This is a genomic window from Flavobacterium sp. MMLR14_040, from assembly GCF_033657265.1.
Classification (GTDB): Bacteria; Bacteroidota; Bacteroidia; order Flavobacteriales; family Flavobacteriaceae; genus Flavobacterium.
Map to the genome: position 1 here is coordinate 19,639 of NZ_JAWVWO010000005.1, position 19,872 is coordinate 39,510.

Below are 19,872 nucleotides of genomic sequence, written 5' to 3' on the forward strand. Positions count from 1 at the left end.
TACATGTTATTTTGTCTGCTTCAACATCCATTTATATATTTCAGGTTTTTTCTCATATAAATATTCAATTCCGTGACCTTCATTTTCTAAACGAGTAAACTTGAAATTACTTTTGGTTTCACATGATTCAAGACCTTTGGCAATTCTTTCTGTTTCGGTAATTGAAATTTTATCATCAGCCGTTCCGTGAAAAGTCCAAATAGGAATTTTACTCAGATTACAGATTCTTGATAAATCGCTGTCGTTAATTCCTCCACAGAGAGGTACAATTGCAGCAAAAACTTCAGGAAAATCCAAAGCTGTAATATAGGTGCCATAACCGCCCATGCTAATTCCTGTAATGTAAATTCGACTCGTATCTATTCTGTATTTTGCAGATAACTCGGCATATAAAGTTTCAAACCAATTTTCTGTCGACCAATATTTATTGTCAGGACATTGGGGAGAAGCAATTATAAAATCAAAATTTTCTCCTTTTTCGACCAGATAAGGTAAACCGTAAGATTTTAGCTTGTTTAAATCGTTGCCTTTTTGTCCTCCTCCATGAAGATAAATTACAAGTGGATATTTTTTTGTTTCTTTTGAATACTCTTTTGGTAAATACAACAGATAATCATATTTCGCAGCAATCTTTGTTTGAGAATAAATAGTAATTCCAGAAAGCGCGATCAAAAGAATCAAAAATTTCAACTTGTAGTTCATCTTATTAATTTGGGTTTGATGTTATAAAAATCTTGTGAATTTACTTCATCCCAAATTTAATATAGTTTGATAATCTTTTAAAAAAAAGACAAGCAATCTCGGGGAAAATTGCCTGCCTTTTAGAAAATTATTTGGTTTCGATAATACTAATCGCATAACCTCCGCCTGGAGCAGAAAGCTGCGATAATTTTGATTTGTTTGTTACAGCAATTTTCTTGATGGTGTAAGCCTGCGGATTAGTTTTGTAATGCGCATCTTTTGCATCAGCATAAATAGTTGCTGTGTATTTTTTACCTTTTTCAAGGAAACTGAAATCGATGCTTGATGTACGAGGAGTTTCTCCGTTTACGTTCCCAACAAACCAGTTATTTGTTCCTTTTGCTTTACGGGCAACGGTAATAAAATCGCCTGGTTCAGCTTCGATATATTTGCTTTCTGACCAATCTACAGCTACATCTTTAATGAATTGAAATGCATCCGGAAAACGGTTGTAGTTCTCTGGAGTATCAGCAGCCATTTGCAACGGACTGTACATGGTAACATATAAAGCCAATTGATTTGCAATTGTACTGTTTACATGAGATGTGTTTTCAGGATTCATTTTGCTGATATCCATTTCGAAAATTCCCGGAGTATAATCCATTGGTCCACCAATTAAACGTGTAAATGGTAAAACCGTAACGTGATTTGGTTTAGAACCTCCAAAAGCCTGGTATTCTGTTCCTCTTGCTGCTTCGTTTCCAATTAAATTTGGATATGTTCTTGCGATTCCTGTTGGGCGAACGGCTTCGTGAGCGTTTACCATAATTTTGTAATCAGCTGCTTTTTCGATTGCGTATTGGTAATGGTTTACAATCCATTGATCGTAATGGTTTTCACCGCGAGGTAAAATATCTCCAACATAACCGCTTTTTACAGCATCATATCCGTTGTCATTCATGAATTTATAAGCAGCATCCATGTGGCGCTCGTAGTTACGAACAGAACCTGAAGTTTCATGGTGCATGATAATTTTTACACCTTTAGATTTTGCGTATGCATGCAAACCTTTTACATCAAAATCAGGATAAGGTGTTACGAAATCAAAAACATAATCTTTTGAGTGTCCAAACCAGTCTTCCCAACCTTCGTTCCATCCTTCGACCAAAACAGCATCGAAACCATTTGCAGCAGCAAAATCAATGTATTTTTTTACGTTAGCATTGTTTGCACCGTGTGTTCCGCTTGGTTTTGCTTTTGAGAAATCAGAAACTCCCAATTGTACCGTTGGAAAATCGTTTGTGTACGACCAAGAGCTTTTTCCTGTAATCATTTCCCACCAAACACCAATGTATTTTACCGGTTTAATCCAGGAAGTATTATCAATTTTTGACGGATCGTTTAAGTTATATGTCATTTTTGAAGCTAAGATTTCTCTCGCGTCATCGCTTACCATAATGGTTCTCCAAGGTGAGTGACTTGGTGCCTGCATATAACCTTTGTCTCCTTTTGCATCTGGCGTTAACCAAGAAGTGAAAGTCATGTTTTTATCATCTAAATTCAAGTGCATACAAGAATAGTTGATCAAAGCAGCTTCATGTAAGTTGATGTAGATTCCGTCATTTGTTTTTAACATCAAAGAAGTCTGAACTCCTGTTGGTGAAAAGTTTTTTTGCGAAACATTTGCTGTATATGCTTTTTGAGATAAACCTCTGATTTCAGATAATTTCGATTTTGTATAATCGTATTCCTGAGTATCATAATCTCCCGGAATCCAGAAAGCAGTATGATCGTCGGTCATCGCAAATTGAGATCTTTCTTCTTTGATTACGAAATAAGTCAGGTTTTTTTGAGCAGGGAATTCATATCTAAATCCAAGTCCGTCATCAAATAAACGGAAACGAATTATGATTTGTCTGTCAGTTCCTTTTTGGTTTAAAGTTACAGCCAGTTCATTATAATGATTTCTAATGTTATCAACTTCTCCCCAAACCGGTTTCCAGGTTTCGTCAAAAGTGGATGTTTTTGTATCAACAACAGTAAAGTCATTCAATAAAGATTTTTTATCATCTTTAAGTTCAAGACCTAATTTACTGGTTTTTACAACTTCTTTATTTTTGTATTTTAAATTATAAGTTGGAGTTCCGTCGTTTTCCAGCGAAAATTCCATTACGAACTTTCCTTCGGGTGATTTTAATTGCTGTGCATTTGCGATCGAGCTAAATGCAAACAAGATTAAACTTGCGAAAAATAAGTTTTTCATGTTTTTTATTTTTAAGATATTAATCAATTTGTACAAATTTACTTGCAATTACAGGATTTCCATTCACTATAATTGTTAAATCTTGATCGCCATCAACCGTAAAAGTTGTTTCGTCATGATTTACAGCTACTTTCAAAATTTGATTTCTGAAATTAATTTTAAAAGAGTAACCTTTCCATTCTTTTGGAATTTTTGGTGAAAAATGAAGCTGGTCATTTTTAACACGCATTCCGCCAAAACCTTCCACAATACTCATCCATGTTCCGGCCATTGACGTGATGTGACAGCCTTCTTCTACTTCTTTGTTATAATCGTCAAGATCAAGACGAGAAGTTCTTAAATAGAAAGTATATGCCATATCCATTTTGTCTAAAACGGCTGCCTGAATCGAGTGAACGCAAGGCGAAAGCGAACTTTCATGAACTGTAAATGATTCGTAGAATTCGAAATTGCGTTTTAATTCTTCTTTAGAAAAATGATCTTCAAAAAAGTAAAAACATTGCAAAACGTCAGCTTGTTTGATGTAAGGCGAGCGTAATACACGATCCCAAGACCATTTTTGATTGATTGGTCTTTGCGAACGATCTAAATCTTTTACGGGAACTAAATCTTTGTCTAAGAAACCATCTTGCTGCAGATAAACTCCTAATTCCTTAGAAGTTGGGAAATACATATTATCTGCTACTTTTTTCCATTCCTGAATTTCATCGCCGGAAAGATTTACTTTCTCTAAAATGCGTTTGTGATCTGCAGGATATTCAACAGCGACTTTCGTAATTTGTTCAGCGGCATAATCAATACACCATTTTGCAATATAATTGGTGTAGAAATTATTGTTGATATTGTTTTCGTATTCGTTTGGACCTGTAACGCCAAGAATTACGTATTGATTTTTTTCTTTAGAGAAAGAAGCTCTTTGGTGCCAAAAACGCGCAATACCGATTAAAACTTCCAGACCTTTTTCAGGAATATAAGAGTAATCCCCGGTAAAACGATAGTAGTTGTAAATCGCAAAAGCAATCGCTCCGTTTCTGTGAATTTCTTCGTGCGTGATTTCCCATTCGTTGTGGCATTCTTCTCCATTCATGGTCACCATTGGATAAAGTGCCGCGCCGTTTTTGAAACCTAAATTGTCTTTGGCATTTTCAATCGCTTTATCCAATTGATTGAAACGGTAAGTCAATAAGTTTCTCGCAACCTGCTGATCTTTAGTTGCCATGTAAAACGGAATACAATAAGCCTCAGTGTCCCAATAAGTAGATCCGCCGTATTTTTCTCCCGTAAAACCTTTTGGTCCGATATTCAAACGAGAATCTTTTCCTAAATAAGTTTGGTTTAATTGAAAGATATTGAAACGGATTCCCTGTTGTGCTTTTACGTCGCCATCGATTGTAATATCTGACATTTCCCAGATTTTTGCCCAGGCATCAATTTGATTTTGAAGTAAAGTATCATATCCTAAAGTAACGGCAGCTTTTATTGTTTTTTCGGCTGCAGCCAAAGTATTTTCGTGGTTTAAAGAAACTGTATATCCACCAATTTTCTGAATTGCTGAGGTTTGTCCTTTTGCGATAATTGTTCCGTAAGTAAACTGAACTTTATCTGAAGTTGAGTCGATTGTTGAAGGTGAAATGTTTACGTTTTCTCCGTTTGCAAAAATCGTATTGTGCATGAAAGTCGTAACTTTAAAATGCGTTTTGAAAGTCTGAGCGGTTACAAAAGCTTCGTTTGTTCCTTTTTTTACTTCAAGAGGTTCCCAGAATTTTTCTTCCCAGTTGGCGTCTTCATTCGTAACTCCGGCATCAATATAAGGTTTGTAAACAATTTTGGCGTCTTTGTTTAAAGGCGTAATTTCAAATTTGATAATTCCGGCTTCATCCAAATCCAAAGAAAGAAAACGACGAACATTTACGGCGATTTCAGTTCCGTTTTTTAATGTTGCTTCAAAAGAACGATTGTACCAGCCTTCTTTCATATTCAATTCTCTGCGGAAATTTCTAACCTCGGTACAAGTGTTTAAATCAAGATTTTCTTCGTTGATTTGAACATCGATCCCAATCCAGTTTGGCGCGTTTAATACTTTCGCAAAATATTTAGGATATCCGTTTTTCCACCAACCCACTTTCGTTTTATCCGGATAATAAATTCCGGCAATATAACTTCCCTGAAAAGTTTCGCCAGAGTATGTTTCTTCAAAATTAGCGCGTTGTCCCATCGCACCGTTCCCGATACTAAAAAGACTTTCAGACGATTTGACTCTTTCTACATCAAATCCTTCTTCTATGATAGACCAATTGTCTGGTTTTATATAATCTTGATTCATTATTTCTTAATTAGATAATGTGGCAATTTGATAATTAGATAATGTGTCAATTAGAAAATGAGATAATTATTTTCTGTGAGTGATTATTAATCTGATTAATTGCTCTTTGTTTACTATTTTACTTTTTAATTAGATGATTTGTATTTTTAAATTATCCGATTGATTTGTTAAATGTGATAATGAGTCATTTTTAAATTATCTAATTATCAAATTGACACATTGCCACATTCTTAACTAACCGATTAATTTCTCGATAAACTGTGAATCGATTTCGGTAAAATCTTTAAAAATATAATCAGCTTCATGTAAAATTGTTTCCTCACCAATTCCTACACTTACCATTTCTCCTATGTTTGCCGCCTGTATTCCGGCAACTGAATCTTCAAATACAATTGCATTTTTTGGGTCAATGTTTAATAATTGAGCCGCTTTTAAGAAAACTTCCGGATCCGGTTTTGCATTGGTAACATCGTTTCCGTCAACAATAACATCGAAATATGAAAGAATTCCTGTTTTCTCCAGAATTGGTCGGGCATTTTTACTCGCAGAACCCAACGCAATTCCCTGATTTTTTTCTTTTAATAGCTGAAGAATTTTAAAAACTCCGGGAAGAATCTCGCTTTCGTCCATGTCAACTAAATAAGATAAGTAATCTTCGTTTTTTTGAATCAGCCATTTGTCTTTGTCTTCCTGCGAAGCCTGAACGTTTCCTAATTCAAGAATTATATCCAACGAACGAACACGGCTCACGCCTTTTAAAAGTTCATTGTTTTCATGTGTGAAATTTATATTTAATGACTGAGCGATTTTCTGCCATGCCAAAAAGTGGTATTTAGCGGTATCGACAATTACGCCATCAAGGTCGAATATGAATGCTTTTTTGTTCATTATATGAAAAATTCTTCTTTATTATTTTTGAATAGTATCGTCTACATCTTTTACTTTGTAAACTAAAAGAGCAGCGATTAAAAAACTAACTCCACTTGTAATTAAGGCATAAATAGCATCGCCATTGTAAAGATATTTTACAATTGGGCCACCAATTAATGCGTTTACAATTTGAGGAATTACAACAAAGAAGTTGAAGATTCCCATGTAAACTCCCATTTTTTTAGGAGCAATAGATCCTGCAAGAATCGCGTAAGGCATTGCCAGAATACTCGCCCAGGCAACTCCAATTAAAATCATTGGCAATACAACCCAGTCTTCATTTGGCATGAAGTAAATGGAAATTAATCCGATTCCTCCAATGATTAATGAAAGTGCATGAGTTGATTTTCGTCCGATTTTTTTTGCGATGTAGGGCAGAAAAAACAATGCAATGATAGCAGAAACTAAGTTGTAAACTCCAAATAAAATTCCGACCCAGTCTCCGGCGTCCTGATATTGCTGACTTGAAGTGTCGCTTAAAGGCAATCCGTAAATGTGATGCGCAATGGCAGGAGTTGTAAAAACCCACATACCGAATAATCCAAACCAGGAGAAAAACTGTACCCAGCTTAGCTGACGCATTGTTGTTGGCATTTTTGCAAAGTCAGTAAAAATGTCTGTAAGTTTTGACTTTTCTTCAGAAGGAATATCCACTTCACTTTGCGGATCTTCAAAATTGGCTAATTCTTCAGGAGTGTATTCTTTTGTTGTAAATAATGTCACTAAGATCGAACCAATTAAAACCGCTGCACCAATGATAAAAGATAATTTCAGATTTAAAGGAATATTTCCGGGAACGGCATTGTTTGAAATGTCAAAATAGTTGGTTAAAACATAAGGCAAAGCCGAACCAATTACCGCTCCAAAACCAATTAATGAAGTTTGAATACTGAAACCCGCTGTACGCTGATCTGTTCTTAAATTGTCACCAACCAAAGCGCGAAACGGCTCCATGGCAATGTTGAAAGAAGCATCCATGATCATTAACATTCCTGCTCCAACCCATAAAGCAGGCAATACAGAAATGAAAATATTAGCCTGCGGCATTAAAATTAATCCAACCGAAGCCAGGATTGCACCAACGAGAAAAAACGGTTTTCGTCTTCCGAATTTGCTCCAGGTTTTATCACTGTAATGACCAATAACGGGCTGCACTATTAATCCCATAAGGGGAGCAATAATCCAGAACCATGAAAGTTCATGTACGTCGGCACCAAAAATTTGAAGAATTCTGCTGGCATTTGCATTCTGAAGTGCAAACCCCATTTGTATTCCCAAGAAACCGAAACTCATGTTCCAAATTTCCCAGAAACTTAATTTACGCTTTTCCATTATCGTAATTAAAAAATTAATTAGACGATAAGCGCTTTGCTTATCAAAACTTACTGTTTTTTTCGAAGTAAAAGTAAAAGCCTTGACGGCCGTAAAAGTATAAATTATTTTTAGATATATGCTAACAAAAAAGCCATAAAAATTAATTATGGCTTTGGAATGTGTTGATTTTAAGAAATTTAGTCAGTAGATTCTCTTTTTATAAGATGTGTTTCTATGACTTCGGTAGTATAATTTTCGTTTTCTTCTTCATCATCGTTGTGTTCTGCTTCGAGTCTTTCGATCAGCATTTTAGCTGCTTTATTCCCCATTTTTTCGCCACTTTGGCTTACGGTTGTAATACTTGGCGTTGAATATTTTGAGATGATTCCGTCTGTAAATGCAATTACAGCTAAATCTTCCGGAACTTTTAATCCCATTTTTGATGCAGTTTTGATAATTGTTACTGCAAAAAGCTCATTTACTGCAAAAACAGCATCAAAAGCTCTTGCATGCAAAAGCTCAGATATGGTTATTTCGCAAGTATCTACGTCTTCAATTTTAATAATTAAATCTTCGTTGAAAGGTAATCCATTGTCTAATAAGGCTTTTTCGTAACCGTCGGTTCTTAATTTTCCGACACTTACGTAGTCAACAGTGGTAACAAGAGCGATCTTTTTTCGGCCATTATCAATCAAACTCTGAACGGCTTCATAAGCTGCCGCTTTATCATCAATAATAACCTTGTCGCATAAAATATCGTTGGTGACGCGATCGAACATTACAACCGGCATTCCTTGATTTATAACTTCTGTAATATGGTGAAAATCACCTTTATATTGTGTTTCTTTAGAAAGGGACATAATAAAACCGTCAATGCTTCCGTTGGCCAGCATCTCCATATTCAGGACCTCTTTATCGAAAGAATCATCAGATAAACAGATCACAACGCTATAACCATTTTCGTTGGCAACCTGCTCAATTCCGTTGATTACTGTAGAGAAAAAATAGTGTACAATTTCGGGAATAATAATACCAATACTTTTGGTTTTTCGGTTTTTTAAACTAAGGGCAATATTGTTTGGTTTGTAATTGTAAAACTTTGCAAAAGCCTGCACTTTTAAGCGTGTTTCTTCGCCAATTTCTAAGCTGTTTCGTAATGATTTTGAGACAGTTGAAATAGATACGTCGAGTTCCTTTGCAATCTGTTTTAGGGTGATTTTGCGTTTCATCGTAATATTGAAAAAAATCTAATTATTAATAAAGGTATCTTTTATTTTCTGATTTATCATTTTTTGACTGAAAAGATTACAAAATATAGAAAGTTTTCAACACTACCACGTTTTCGTAACTCAATAAAAATTGGTTCTGGTTGTTCATGTTAATAAATTCCTAATTTTGAAATTCGAAGTAAAATTAAAAACTTAACTAACAATCACAAACTCAAACTAATTTAAACAAAAAGTATGAAAACAATTTACAAAAAGTTGTTATTTTTATTCCTCTTGTTGCCATTTACTGTACTAGCTCAAAGTACTTTAAGCGGAACTGTTGTAGATAAAACTACAGGACAGCCAATACCGGGAGTAAATGTAAATGTACAAGGTGCTCCAAGTGGCGCATCAACTGGATTTGATGGTAATTACCAATTGTCAAATGTTAAAAGCGGAAACAAAATTGTGGTATCTTTTATTGGATACAAAACGCAAACGATTGATTTCACTGGACAAAAAACGCTAAACGTTTCTTTAGAAGAAGATACTAACCAACTTAAGGAAGTTGTTGTACAGGTAGGTTACGGTACTGTTAAGAAAAAAGATGCAACAGGATCTGTATCTCAAATTTCTGCTAAAGAATTTAATAAAGGAATTAACGTAACTCCGGAGAGTTTAATTAGCGGTCGTATTTCGGGTGTTAATGTAACTGGTGGAGGAGCGCCAGGGGCAAAAGCTGATATTAGAATTCGTGGAGGATCTTCGTTAAATGCTTCAAACGAACCATTAATTGTATTAGACGGTCTTCCTTTAAGTAATACTAAGCCAGAAGGTTCTACAAGTATTTTATCTACAATTGATCCTAATGATATTGAGTCTTTTACAGTTCTTAAAGATGCTTCTGCTGCTGCAATCTACGGATCGAGAGCTGCAAATGGTGTAATTGTTATTACAACTAAAAAAGGTGCAAAAGGTGGTGTAAAAGTTAACTTTAGTTCTCAGGTTGGTATCAATACTGTTGCGAATACTGTTGATGTAATGAATGCAGACCAATTTCGTGAATTGGTAAATACAAAAGGTTCTGCTGCTCAACAAGCTTTATTAGGTACTGCAAATACAAACTGGCAAGATGAAATTTTTCATACTGCTTTAACAACTAACAATAATATCTCTGTAAGCGGTTCTTTGTTTAACAAATTGCCTGTACGTTTATCTGTTGGTAATGTTGATAATCCTGGAATCTTAAGAAACACTTCTTTTGAAAGAACTACGACATCGTTATCGTTAAATCCGGTTTTATTTGATAATCATTTAAAAATTGATATTAGCGGAAATTTATCTTTCGGTAAAAACCAATTTCAGGACGAAGGTGCTGTAATTGGAAGTGCTATCGGATTTGACCCTACACAATCTGTTTACGAAAGTGGTTCTCGTTACGGAGGATATTACGAATGGCTTGAACCTAGTGGAAATTTACCATTATTGCCTGCAAGAAATCCTGTAGCAAGATTAAACCAGGATAACAGAAGAGCTACTTCAACAAGAAAATGGGGTAATGTTAGATTAGACTATAAACTTCATTTCTTTGAAGATTTAAGAGCTGTTGTAGAAGCAGGTATTGATAGATTTGACAGCAGTGGATATACTGAAGTAAGTACTCAAAGTGCTTTAGGATATCAGCCAAAACCTTTTACTGAAGCAGGTTATGTAAACTTAGGAAACTACTCTAGTTATACGGATGCACTTCAAAATAAAAACTTAAATGCTTATTTTAATTATACTAAAGATTTAGGAAAAATTAAAATTGATGCAACGGCTGGTTATAACTACCAATTGTTTCAAAGAGAAAAATATCAATCTGGAGAAACCAGACAGCCAAATCCTAATGAAGATGTTACTACTGAGCCGGATGTTAATTTACAATCGTTTTTTGGACGTTTGAATTTAGGATATGACAGTAGATATTTATTGACTTTAAATTATAGAAGAGACGGAACTTCTCGTTTTTCTGAAGATAACAGATGGGGTAATTTTGGTGGAGCTGCTTTTGCATGGAATTTATCTGAAGAAGCTTTCTTAAAAGATAACGCTACTTTTTCGACTTTAAAATTAAGAGTTGGTTACGGTACTACTGGTCAACAGGATATCTCTGCTCAATACGATTATTTACGTAGGGTAACTATTGGAACAATCAATTCTCAATATGTTTTTGGTAATACTGTTTATTCAACAGCGAGACCAGAAGGTTATAATCCTGATATTAAATGGGAAGAATTAGCTGAGACTAACGTTGGTATTGATTATGGATTTTTCGGCGACAGAATTACAGGAACAATCAACTATTTTGATAAAAAATCAACAGATTTATTAGCAGATATTGCGGTTCCGGATGGTGCAAATATTAGAAATCAAGGTTTCTTTAATATTGGTAGTGTAAGAACAAAAGGGGTTGAGTTTAGCATTGCTTCTGATATTGTTAAAAATGACAATTTGACTTGGAATGTAGCTTTCAATACTACTTACATTGATCAGGAGATATCAGAACTAGGAACTACAGTTCCAGGTTTTCAAGGTTATTTAACTGGTGATAATATTGCTGGTGGTAACGGAAATAAAATCCAGATTAACTCAGTAGGGTATGCGCCAAATTCATTTTTTGTATACGAACAATTATATGATGCAAACAAAAGACCAATTGCAGGAGCTTATGTAGATAGAAATGCAGATGGAAAAATTGATGCAGGCGATCGTTACAGAGCTGGTAAAACTGCTCCGGATTACACTTTCGGTTTGTTCTCTACATTAAACTACAAAAAGTTTGATTTTACAATGAACTGGAGAGCAAGTGTTGGAAATAAGATTTTTGACAACGTAAGTTCAAACTTAGGATATTCTGATGCAGGTTTAAGAAGACAAACAGATTTGTCTAACGTAAGTTCAGATTATTTTAATACTGGTTTTACTTATGAAGATAACGGAACACAACGTTATTTGTCTGATTATTTTGTGAAAGATGCTTCTTTTATTAAGTTAGATAACGTTACACTTGGGTACACTTTTGATAAAACGATTATCAAAGCTGCTTCTTTAAGATTTACAGCTGGTGTTCAAAATGTTTTCATTCTTACAAAATATGATGGATTAGATCCTGAGAAATTCAACGGAATTGATAATAATGTTTACCCAAGAGCAAGAACTTTCTTGTTTGGAGTTAATGCCAATTTCTAATAGTAGACTGAAATCAAAAATTTAAAAATAAACAAAATGAAAATATCATTTAAATATATATCTTATTTTTTCCTATTCGTTTTAGGAATAAGTATGACGCTTACTTCGTGTACGGACGATTTAAACGTGACCCCAAAAGACGATGATGAATTTTTGTCAGAAACCTTTTTTCAGGATCCGGCATCGTACAAACAAGTATTAGCAAAATTATACGCAGGTTTGTATGTTGGAGGTAATGATGGAGATGGTGATGCTACAATACCTGGAAGAAACCCGGATATTGCCGGACTAGGAGGAGATTTTAGCAGTTACTTAAGATTACTTTTTGTAACTCAGGAATTTTCTACAGATGAAGCTATTATTGCTTGGGCAGATGGTACTTTACCAACAATAAATGCTCAAACATGGGCTCCTGCTAATGAATTTTTAGAAGGAACATTTTCAAGAGCGTTTTACCACATTAGTGTTGCAAATGAGTTTTTAAGACAAACTACTGATGAGAAATTAACAGCAAGAGGTGTCGATGCAAATTTAAAAGCTGAAATCGCTACATTTAGAGCTGAAGCACGTTTTTTAAGAGCTTTTTCATACTATAACTTAATGGACTTGTTCGGAAATGTGCCAATCACGACAGAAAATGATCCTGTTGGATTTTTCTATCCGGTACAAAAATCAAGAGCAGAAGTTTTCGCTTTTGTTGAGTCAGAATTGAAAGACTTAGACAATAGTTTAATGGCTTCAAAAGCAAATGAATATGGTAGAGTAGATAAAACGGCTGCTAAATTTTTATTGGCACAAATTTATTTAAATTCTAAAGTATATACAGGAGTAGAAAGAAATAACGAAGCAGCTACAATGTGTACTGAAGTGATTAATTCAGGATATACTTTTGCAAATGTTCCTTACCGTTATTTGTTCTCTGCAGATAATAATAGAAATGGTGCTCAAAGCGAGTTTATTTTTCCAATTGTTGGAGATGGGAATGCTATTAGAGCTACCGGTGGAGGTATGAGTTTTATTATGCACGCTTCTATTGGTGGTAGCATGAATGCTGCATCAAGAGGTATGGATGGTGGATGGCAGGGGATCAGAACTCGTAGAGAGTTTGTAGATCTTTTTCCAGACGAAACTGCAACAGCAGATAATAGAGGAACATTTTACACAGATGGTCAATCAAAAAACATTAATAATGTAGGAACTTTTACAGACGGTTATGCTGTAACAAAATACATTAATATAAATTCAGATGGTTCTGCAGCTCAAAGAAATGATATTCCGGATATCGATTTTCCAATGTTTAGGTTAACTGATGCTTATTTGATGTATGCAGAAGCAACTCTTAGAGGTGCTACTACCGGAAACATTAATACTGCTTTAGGTTATATCAATCAAATAAGAGCCAGAGCAAATGCTCAGGCAGTTACAGTTCCTCAATTAACTCTTGATTTTATTTTAGATGAAAGAGGAAGAGAATTATTTTGGGAATGTAAAAGAAGAACTGATTTAATTCGTTTTGGAAAATTCACAGGCGGATCTAAAATCTGGCAATGGAAAGGTGGTTCTATCAATGGTAATGCTACAGAGTCGTACAGAGACTTAATGCCAATTCCTGCAAGAAACATTCAGGCAAACCCAACATTAGAGCAAAACACTGGATACTAATTTTATAAAACATTAAAATGAAAAATATATATAAAATTTTAATTGCATTTATTGGTGTATTAGCGGTCTCGTGTAATGCTGATGATGTAGAAAACAGACCTGTTATCGGGGTGGGAACTGCTCCGGTATTGTTAACACCACAATCTGATTTTAGTATTGTCCTTTCAAAGGAAACTGAGAAAGAAATTGCTACAACTGTTACGTGGAACAAAGCAACTTATGCAGGAAATCCTGTAGTTGTAAACTATACGATTCAAATTGCAAAAGCAGGAACTAATTTTAAGAGTCCAGTGACGGTAACAAATACTACTGCAGTTTCTCAGGAACTAACTGTAGAGGAATTAAATTCTGCTTTAGTTAACGGCGGTTTTATCGAGAAAGAAGTAAACAATGTTGATCTTCGTATTAAAGCTGTGATAGGTGCAGATGGGCTTCCGCAGTATTCTAACTCAGTTACTTTTAAAGCGACTCCTTATCATGCGCCACTAGCCAGTTCTCACTGGTTAGTAGGAGGTGCTACTCCTGGAGGATGGTCATGGGATGGAGATGCTGAAACTGAATTTCCATTAGTTGCCGGACAAACAAAAATCTATGAGGTTAGTCTTGTTCTTAAAAACGGAGAAGCTTTTAGAGAGTTTTTATCTAATGACTTTACAAGTGGAGGTAACTGGGGCTCAGATAATAGTCATAACTTCGAATATTATGCTAACGCAGGTTATACTATCGATCCAGAATTAGAAAATGCCAATGATGGAGATAAAAACTTCAAATATACCGGAGCAACCGGACTTAGAGTTTTTAAAATTGACAACGTTGCAAAAACAATAACATTAGATTAATTTTTAATGTACATACTGAAAAGGCTATCTCTATGATAGCCTTTTTTTATAATACTAACTAAACCAAAACCACATTATGAAAAAAATTATACTAGTATGTTTATATCTGATTTTTGTCACTGCCAATGCTCAACAAATAACAGTATCGCCTGCTATATTTCAGGTAAATGAACCCATAACAATTACAGCTTCGTTTGCATCACCAACTTGTAATGAAATGGGTGCCAATCCTTCAAAAGTATATATGCATTCAGGAATTGGAACAGAAGCTAATCCCTGGGCAACCGCAAAAGGAAATTGGGGAAATGATGACGGAATTGGCTTAATGAACGACAATGGAAATGGCACGTGGAGTATTACCATTACGCCAAGTATCTATTTTGGACTTACTGCAACGCAACAAACTGATGCCACAAAAATGGGTCTGGTTTTTAGAAATGCAAATGGCTCTCAGACATTAAAACAAGCACCATCTTGTTCCGACTTTTTTATTAAAGTTGGCTCTTTGCAGGCAACTTTAACTGCACCATCTGAAAATAGTACAACAATTATAACTTCAGGTACAAATTTTAATATTACTGCAACCAACACAAACGGGGCAGCAAGCTATACGCTTAAAGCAAATGGAACTACAATCGATACAAATGCGAGCACATCTTCTTATTCGTTTAATCATACCAATATATCAAATAATCAAAGTTATGAGCTGAGCATCGTTCAGGGAGCGACAACAATAGTGAAAAAGTTTACGGTTGTTGTAAATCCCAATACAATTTCTCAGGCAATGCCAACTGGTTTAGTTGATGGAATTAATTACAATTTGAGTGATGTAACAAAAGCGACCTTGGTCCTTGATGCGCCTTTAAAAGATTTTGTTTACGTTGCAGGAAGTTTTAATAACTGGCAGCCTTCATTGGCGTATGCCATGAAAAAAGATCCTGCTTCAGGTAAATTTTGGTTAGAATTAACGGGATTAATTTCGGGAGAAAACAATACCTATCAATATTGGGTGGTTGATGCGACACCGCTTGTCAATTCGCCTTCATTGATAAAAACAGCAGATCCTTATTCAACTTTGGTTTTGTCGCCTTATGATGATCCATGGATTCCTGCAACTTCGTATCCTAATATGCCAGTTTATCCGGCAGGACAAAATTTTGAAGTTTCTGTTTTAAAAACAGGGCAAACTCCATACAATTGGCAGGTTACGAATTTTACAAAACCCGAAAAAGAAAAATTAGTAGTTTATGAAGTTTTAGTTCGTGATTTTGATGCGGCCAGAAATTATCAGAGTCTAATTGATCGAATCGATTATTTTAAAAGTCTAAAAATAAATGCAATCGAATTAATGCCGGTAATGGAATTTGAAGGCAATGAAAGCTGGGGTTATAATACTTCATTTCATATGGCTTTGGATAAATTTTACGGAACTTCGGATAAATTAAAAGAGCTCATTGATTTATATCATCAAAACGGAATTGCGGTTATTCTTGATGTTGCCTTAAATCATACGTTTGGAAGAAATCCGATGGTAAGAATGTGGATGAACGATCCTGATGGAGATGGTTTTGGTTCACCAACAGAGGAGAATCCCTATTTTAATACCGTTGCAAAACACACCTATAGTGTAGGTGAAGATTTTAATCATCAGTCATTAAAAACACAATATTATGTTGAAAGAGTTGTAAAACAATGGATTGAAGAATACAAAATTGATGGTTTCCGTTGGGATTTAACTAAAGGATTTACTCAGGCATGTACTGCATCTGATGAAATTTGCACAAACGGTTATCAACAAGACAGAGTAGATGTTCTAAAGAAATACGCTGATTATTCATGGAGTTTAGATCCGACTCATTATACAATTTTCGAACATTTAGGAAGTGATACAGAAGAGAAAGAATGGGCCAATTATAAAATTGATGAAACGCCAAGTAAAGGTGTTATGATGTGGGGAAAAATGACCGGACCTTATAATCAATTGTCTATGGGATATGCATCTGAAAGTGATATTTCGAGAATGGCGAGTTCAAGTCACGGTTTTGTGGCAAACCGATTAATGGGTTATGCCGAAAGTCATGATGAAGAACGTTTGATGTATAAAAATGTACAATACGGAGCTTCAAACGGAACTTATAATGTAAAAGATTTAAACACAGCTTTGTCAAGAATGTCTGCCATTGGTGCTGTTTCTTTACTAGTTCCCGGGCCAAAGATGATCTGGCATTTTGGAGAATTAGGCTGGGAAAACTCCATTTTTACCTGCAACGATAATTCTGTAAATAATGATTTCGATACCATTTCCGGAGATTGTAAATTAGATACAAAACCACAACTACAATGGACAAATAACTGGTTAGGAGATTCAAATCGAAATAAAATTTACAACGATTGGGCAAAAATGATAACCCTTAAAACGACCGAGCCGGTATTTTTAGGCACGCCAACAATAGCAAGCGTAAATTCGTTATCTGTAAATATAAAAATCACCAATGATAATTTACCTTCCACACAATTAAAAGATGTATTGATTTTAGCCAATTTTGATGTTACAGCTCAAAATGTAAATACAGGTTTTCAATATACAGGAACTTGGTACAATTTAATGGATAACACGGCTATAGAAGTTACAGATGTAAACGCAACCCTAAATTTACCTGCTGGTGAATATAGAATTTATGGTAACAAACAAGCTAACTTAGCGATAGAAGACTTTGAAAAAGGAAATACAGTGAGTTTGTATCCAAATCCGGTTTCTAATTATTTTACCTTAAACATTGCTGCAGTAAAAGTTCAGGTTTATGCAATATCCGGGCAATTGGTAAAAAATTTTATGCCTAATGGAAATGTTGATTTTCAATTTAGCGTAAGCGATTTAAAAGCGGGATTATATGTAGTAAAAGCTTTTGATCAGAATGATAAAATTCAGGTAATGAAGTTCGTTAAAAAATAACGAATAAAATATAGTGTAATTGGTAAAAAAATTAAACACATAGAAACATAGATTTATGTGTAAAAAAGTATACTAAAAAGAAACACATTTCTTCACATAGCTAACTTTGTGTATTTAAACAAGTGAAACGTCTTTTTTTGAGGATGTAAATCTATGTTTCTATGTGTTAAAATAAATTGTACGAACTTAAGATTTTGTTTTTGTTAGTAATGCGAAAGGGTTGTCTGGAAACAGGCAACCCTTTTATTTTTCTTTTATTTCTTCTCATTGTATTCGCCAATTACGGCAAAATAACCAAAAGTTCCCAGGCCTAAAACAATTAAAGGTGTCAGGATAAATAAAATGATGATTCCAAAGACTAAATCGTCTTGTTTGTCTGATAATAGTTTGGGTAAGCCAAATTCAAAGACACAAAAATAAGCTGCAGCCACAGCTAGAATAACCCATAAAACACCTAAAATTTGTTTGATTGCATTCATATTATTTAATATTAAAGGTGATTCGTTTTGTTTTTATTATCTATATATACCATTCCAATTACAAAGCATATCGAAGCGATTATAATAGGGTACCAAAGTCCGTCAAGATAAAATTCCGGTTTTCCTGCCTCTTTAGAATGTGTTACAAAATAGGTTGAAATTGCCGGAAGCAAACCTCCAAAAATTCCATTTCCTACATGATAAGGAAGAGACATCGAAGTGTATCTGATTTTCGTTGGAAACATTTCTACTAAAAATGCTGCAATTGGTCCATACACCATCGTAACAAATATAACCTGAACGAAAATTAAAAAAATCAAAGTCCATTCGTCATTTGTATTGATACTAATCGAAGTATTAACCTGTGCTTCTTTTTTGTTTTTAGTATACGTTTTTTTCTCTGTTAAGGTTGTGCCGTCAGTATATTTTTTTTGAGTTGTAACTATAGAATCATTGATTTTACTGGTTTCAACAACTTTTTTCGTTTCCTGTACAATTTCAGTTTTATTTTTTAAATCAGTTGTTTCGTACATCGTTTTATAAATAGGCCTGTATAATAAAATGGCGAGCAGCATTCCGCCCATCATAATATATTTTCTTCCTATTTTATCACTAAGCCATCCAAAAACAATAAAAAACGGAGTTCCTAATAATAAAGCGATTCCAAGTAATTCATCAACCTGAGAAGAGTCAACATTCATTACCGTTTTCATAAAACTCATCGCATAAAACTGTCCGGTATACCAAACCACACCTTGTCCCATTGTGGCACCAAATAAAGCCAGTAAAACAAATTTTAAATTATATCGGTTTCCAAAACTTTCTTTTAGAGGATTTGTACTGGTTGTACCTTCTTTTTTTGCTTTTGCAAATACGGGAGATTCGTCCATGTTTTTTCGAATCAAATACGAAACTCCAACCATCACAATAGAAACCCAAAAAGGTACACGCCATCCCCAAGAATCAAAATCTTCGGCTGAAAGCACATTTTTTGTTGCCAGAATTACCATTAATGAAATGAATAAACCAACTGTAGCCGTGGTTTGAATCCATGATGTCCAATATCCTTTTTGCCCGGCAGGAGCGTGTTCTGCAACATAAGTCGCCGCACCACCGTATTCTCCTCCAAGTGCGAGACCTTGTAATAAACGAAGAATTAAAACTAGTAAAGGGGCTAGAAAACCAATCGTTTCGTAGCTTGGAATACAGCCTATTAAAAAAGTAGAACCACCCATCAATAATAAGGTAGCCATAAAAGTATATTTTCTACCAATAATATCGCCAAGTCTTCCGAAGAACAATGCTCCAAACGGTCGAACTACAAATCCTGCCGCAAAAGTGGCCAATGTAGATAGAAAAGCTGCTGTTGGATTATCGCCTGGAAAGAATTTTGTTGAAATTACAACAGCTAAACTTCCAAAAATGTAGAAGTCATACCATTCAATCATTGTACCCATTGATGAGGCAGAAATTACTTTCCAAATGCCTTTTGTAGAAGTTTTACCCATAAAATAGCTCTTGTATTCTTATTAACAAATAAAAGTATAAAGTATTATTTTACGAATATAAAAGATATTTTTTTATTTAATTGATACTTTTTTAACAAAATCATATAATTGTTTGATTTACACTTTTTGGTAATTGAAAGTTTACAAATTGGAGTGTTTTTTACCGCAAAGGCACAAGGAAAAAACGCAAAGTTCGCAAAGCTCTGATAATTAGCTTTGCGAGCCTTCGCGTAAATCTTAGCGTTTCTTTGTGGTAAAATTTTATTGGAATTTAAAATTTAAAAAATTGGAATTTAAATTTTCCAAAAGATATTAAAAACAAAAAACCCACTCAGGTGAGTGGGTTTTGGTGGTACCTCCAGGGATCGAACCAGGGACACATGGATTTTCAGTCCATTGCTCTACCATCTGAGCTAAGGTACCGTTGTGCGGTTAATGCGGGTGCAAAGATAGAATCATTTTTCGTTTATCCAAAACATTT

Annotated in this window: 12 protein-coding genes and 1 tRNA gene; 4 read left to right on the forward strand and 9 right to left on the reverse strand. The window is 34.7% G+C overall.

All coding sequences use genetic code 11. The features are described from left to right. Positions 1-6 precede the first annotated feature (6 nt). The 6 genes from SD960_RS08670 to SD960_RS08695 form a co-directional block, all read right to left on the reverse strand. Positions 7-702 (reverse strand): prolyl oligopeptidase family serine peptidase, encoded by a 696-nt coding sequence (locus SD960_RS08670; RefSeq protein ID WP_318802278.1) that lies wholly within the window; start codon positions 700-702, stop codon positions 7-9. Positions 703-829: 127 nt separating this feature from the next. After that, positions 830-2,944: a glycoside hydrolase family 97 protein gene (locus tag SD960_RS08675; protein ID WP_318802279.1), complete on the reverse strand. Its 2,115-nt coding sequence runs from the start codon at positions 2,942-2,944 to the stop codon at positions 830-832. Between the two features lie 19 nt (positions 2,945-2,963). Next, the gene (locus SD960_RS08680; protein ID WP_318802280.1) at positions 2,964-5,267 is read right to left on the reverse strand and encodes a glycoside hydrolase family 65 protein; all 2,304 of its coding nucleotides are present in this window, start codon (positions 5,265-5,267) and stop codon (positions 2,964-2,966) included. Between the two features lie 234 nt (positions 5,268-5,501). After that, the gene (gene pgmB / locus SD960_RS08685; protein ID WP_318802281.1) at positions 5,502-6,155 is read right to left on the reverse strand and encodes a beta-phosphoglucomutase; all 654 of its coding nucleotides are present in this window, start codon (positions 6,153-6,155) and stop codon (positions 5,502-5,504) included. A 21-nt stretch (positions 6,156-6,176) separates the two neighbouring features. Further along, positions 6,177-7,529: an MFS transporter gene (locus tag SD960_RS08690; protein WP_318802282.1), complete on the reverse strand. Its 1,353-nt coding sequence runs from the start codon at positions 7,527-7,529 to the stop codon at positions 6,177-6,179. Between the two features lie 179 nt (positions 7,530-7,708). After that, entirely contained in the window at positions 7,709-8,740 is a 1,032-nt protein-coding gene (locus tag SD960_RS08695) for a LacI family DNA-binding transcriptional regulator (RefSeq protein WP_073394810.1), read from the reverse strand. A gap of 234 nt (positions 8,741-8,974) precedes the next feature. Between SD960_RS08695 and SD960_RS08700 the strand changes: the two genes are divergently transcribed. The 4 genes from SD960_RS08700 to SD960_RS08715 all read left to right on the forward strand — a co-directional run bounded on the left by SD960_RS08700 (position 8,975) and on the right by SD960_RS08715 (position 17,404). After that, positions 8,975-11,950 carry a TonB-dependent receptor gene (locus SD960_RS08700; RefSeq protein ID WP_318802285.1) on the forward strand — a complete coding sequence of 992 codons (2,976 nt, stop codon included), beginning with the start codon at positions 8,975-8,977 and terminating at the stop codon, positions 11,948-11,950. A 36-nt stretch (positions 11,951-11,986) separates the two neighbouring features. Beyond that, positions 11,987-13,612 carry a RagB/SusD family nutrient uptake outer membrane protein gene (locus tag SD960_RS08705; RefSeq protein ID WP_318802287.1) on the forward strand — a complete coding sequence of 542 codons (1,626 nt, stop codon included), beginning with the start codon at positions 11,987-11,989 and terminating at the stop codon, positions 13,610-13,612. Positions 13,613-13,629: 17 nt separating this feature from the next. After that, complete coding sequence (locus SD960_RS08710; protein ID WP_318802289.1) at positions 13,630-14,451, forward strand: SusE domain-containing protein; 822 nt, start codon at positions 13,630-13,632, stop codon at positions 14,449-14,451. Between the two features lie 76 nt (positions 14,452-14,527). After that, positions 14,528-17,404 (forward strand): alpha-amylase family glycosyl hydrolase, encoded by a 2,877-nt coding sequence (locus SD960_RS08715; RefSeq protein ID WP_318802290.1) that lies wholly within the window; start codon positions 14,528-14,530, stop codon positions 17,402-17,404. A gap of 254 nt (positions 17,405-17,658) precedes the next feature. Here the strand turns inward: SD960_RS08715 and SD960_RS08720 are convergent, their stop codons facing one another. From SD960_RS08720 to SD960_RS08730, 3 genes are all read right to left on the reverse strand, one after another. Beyond that, entirely contained in the window at positions 17,659-17,883 is a 225-nt protein-coding gene (locus SD960_RS08720) for a DUF6814 family protein (RefSeq protein WP_042563404.1), read from the reverse strand. Between the two features lie 11 nt (positions 17,884-17,894). Beyond that, complete coding sequence (locus SD960_RS08725; protein ID WP_318802293.1) at positions 17,895-19,391, reverse strand: MFS transporter; 1,497 nt, start codon at positions 19,389-19,391, stop codon at positions 17,895-17,897. Between the two features lie 347 nt (positions 19,392-19,738). Then, positions 19,739-19,814: transfer RNA gene (locus SD960_RS08730), tRNA-Phe, on the reverse strand. Between the last annotated feature and the right edge of the window lie 58 nt (positions 19,815-19,872).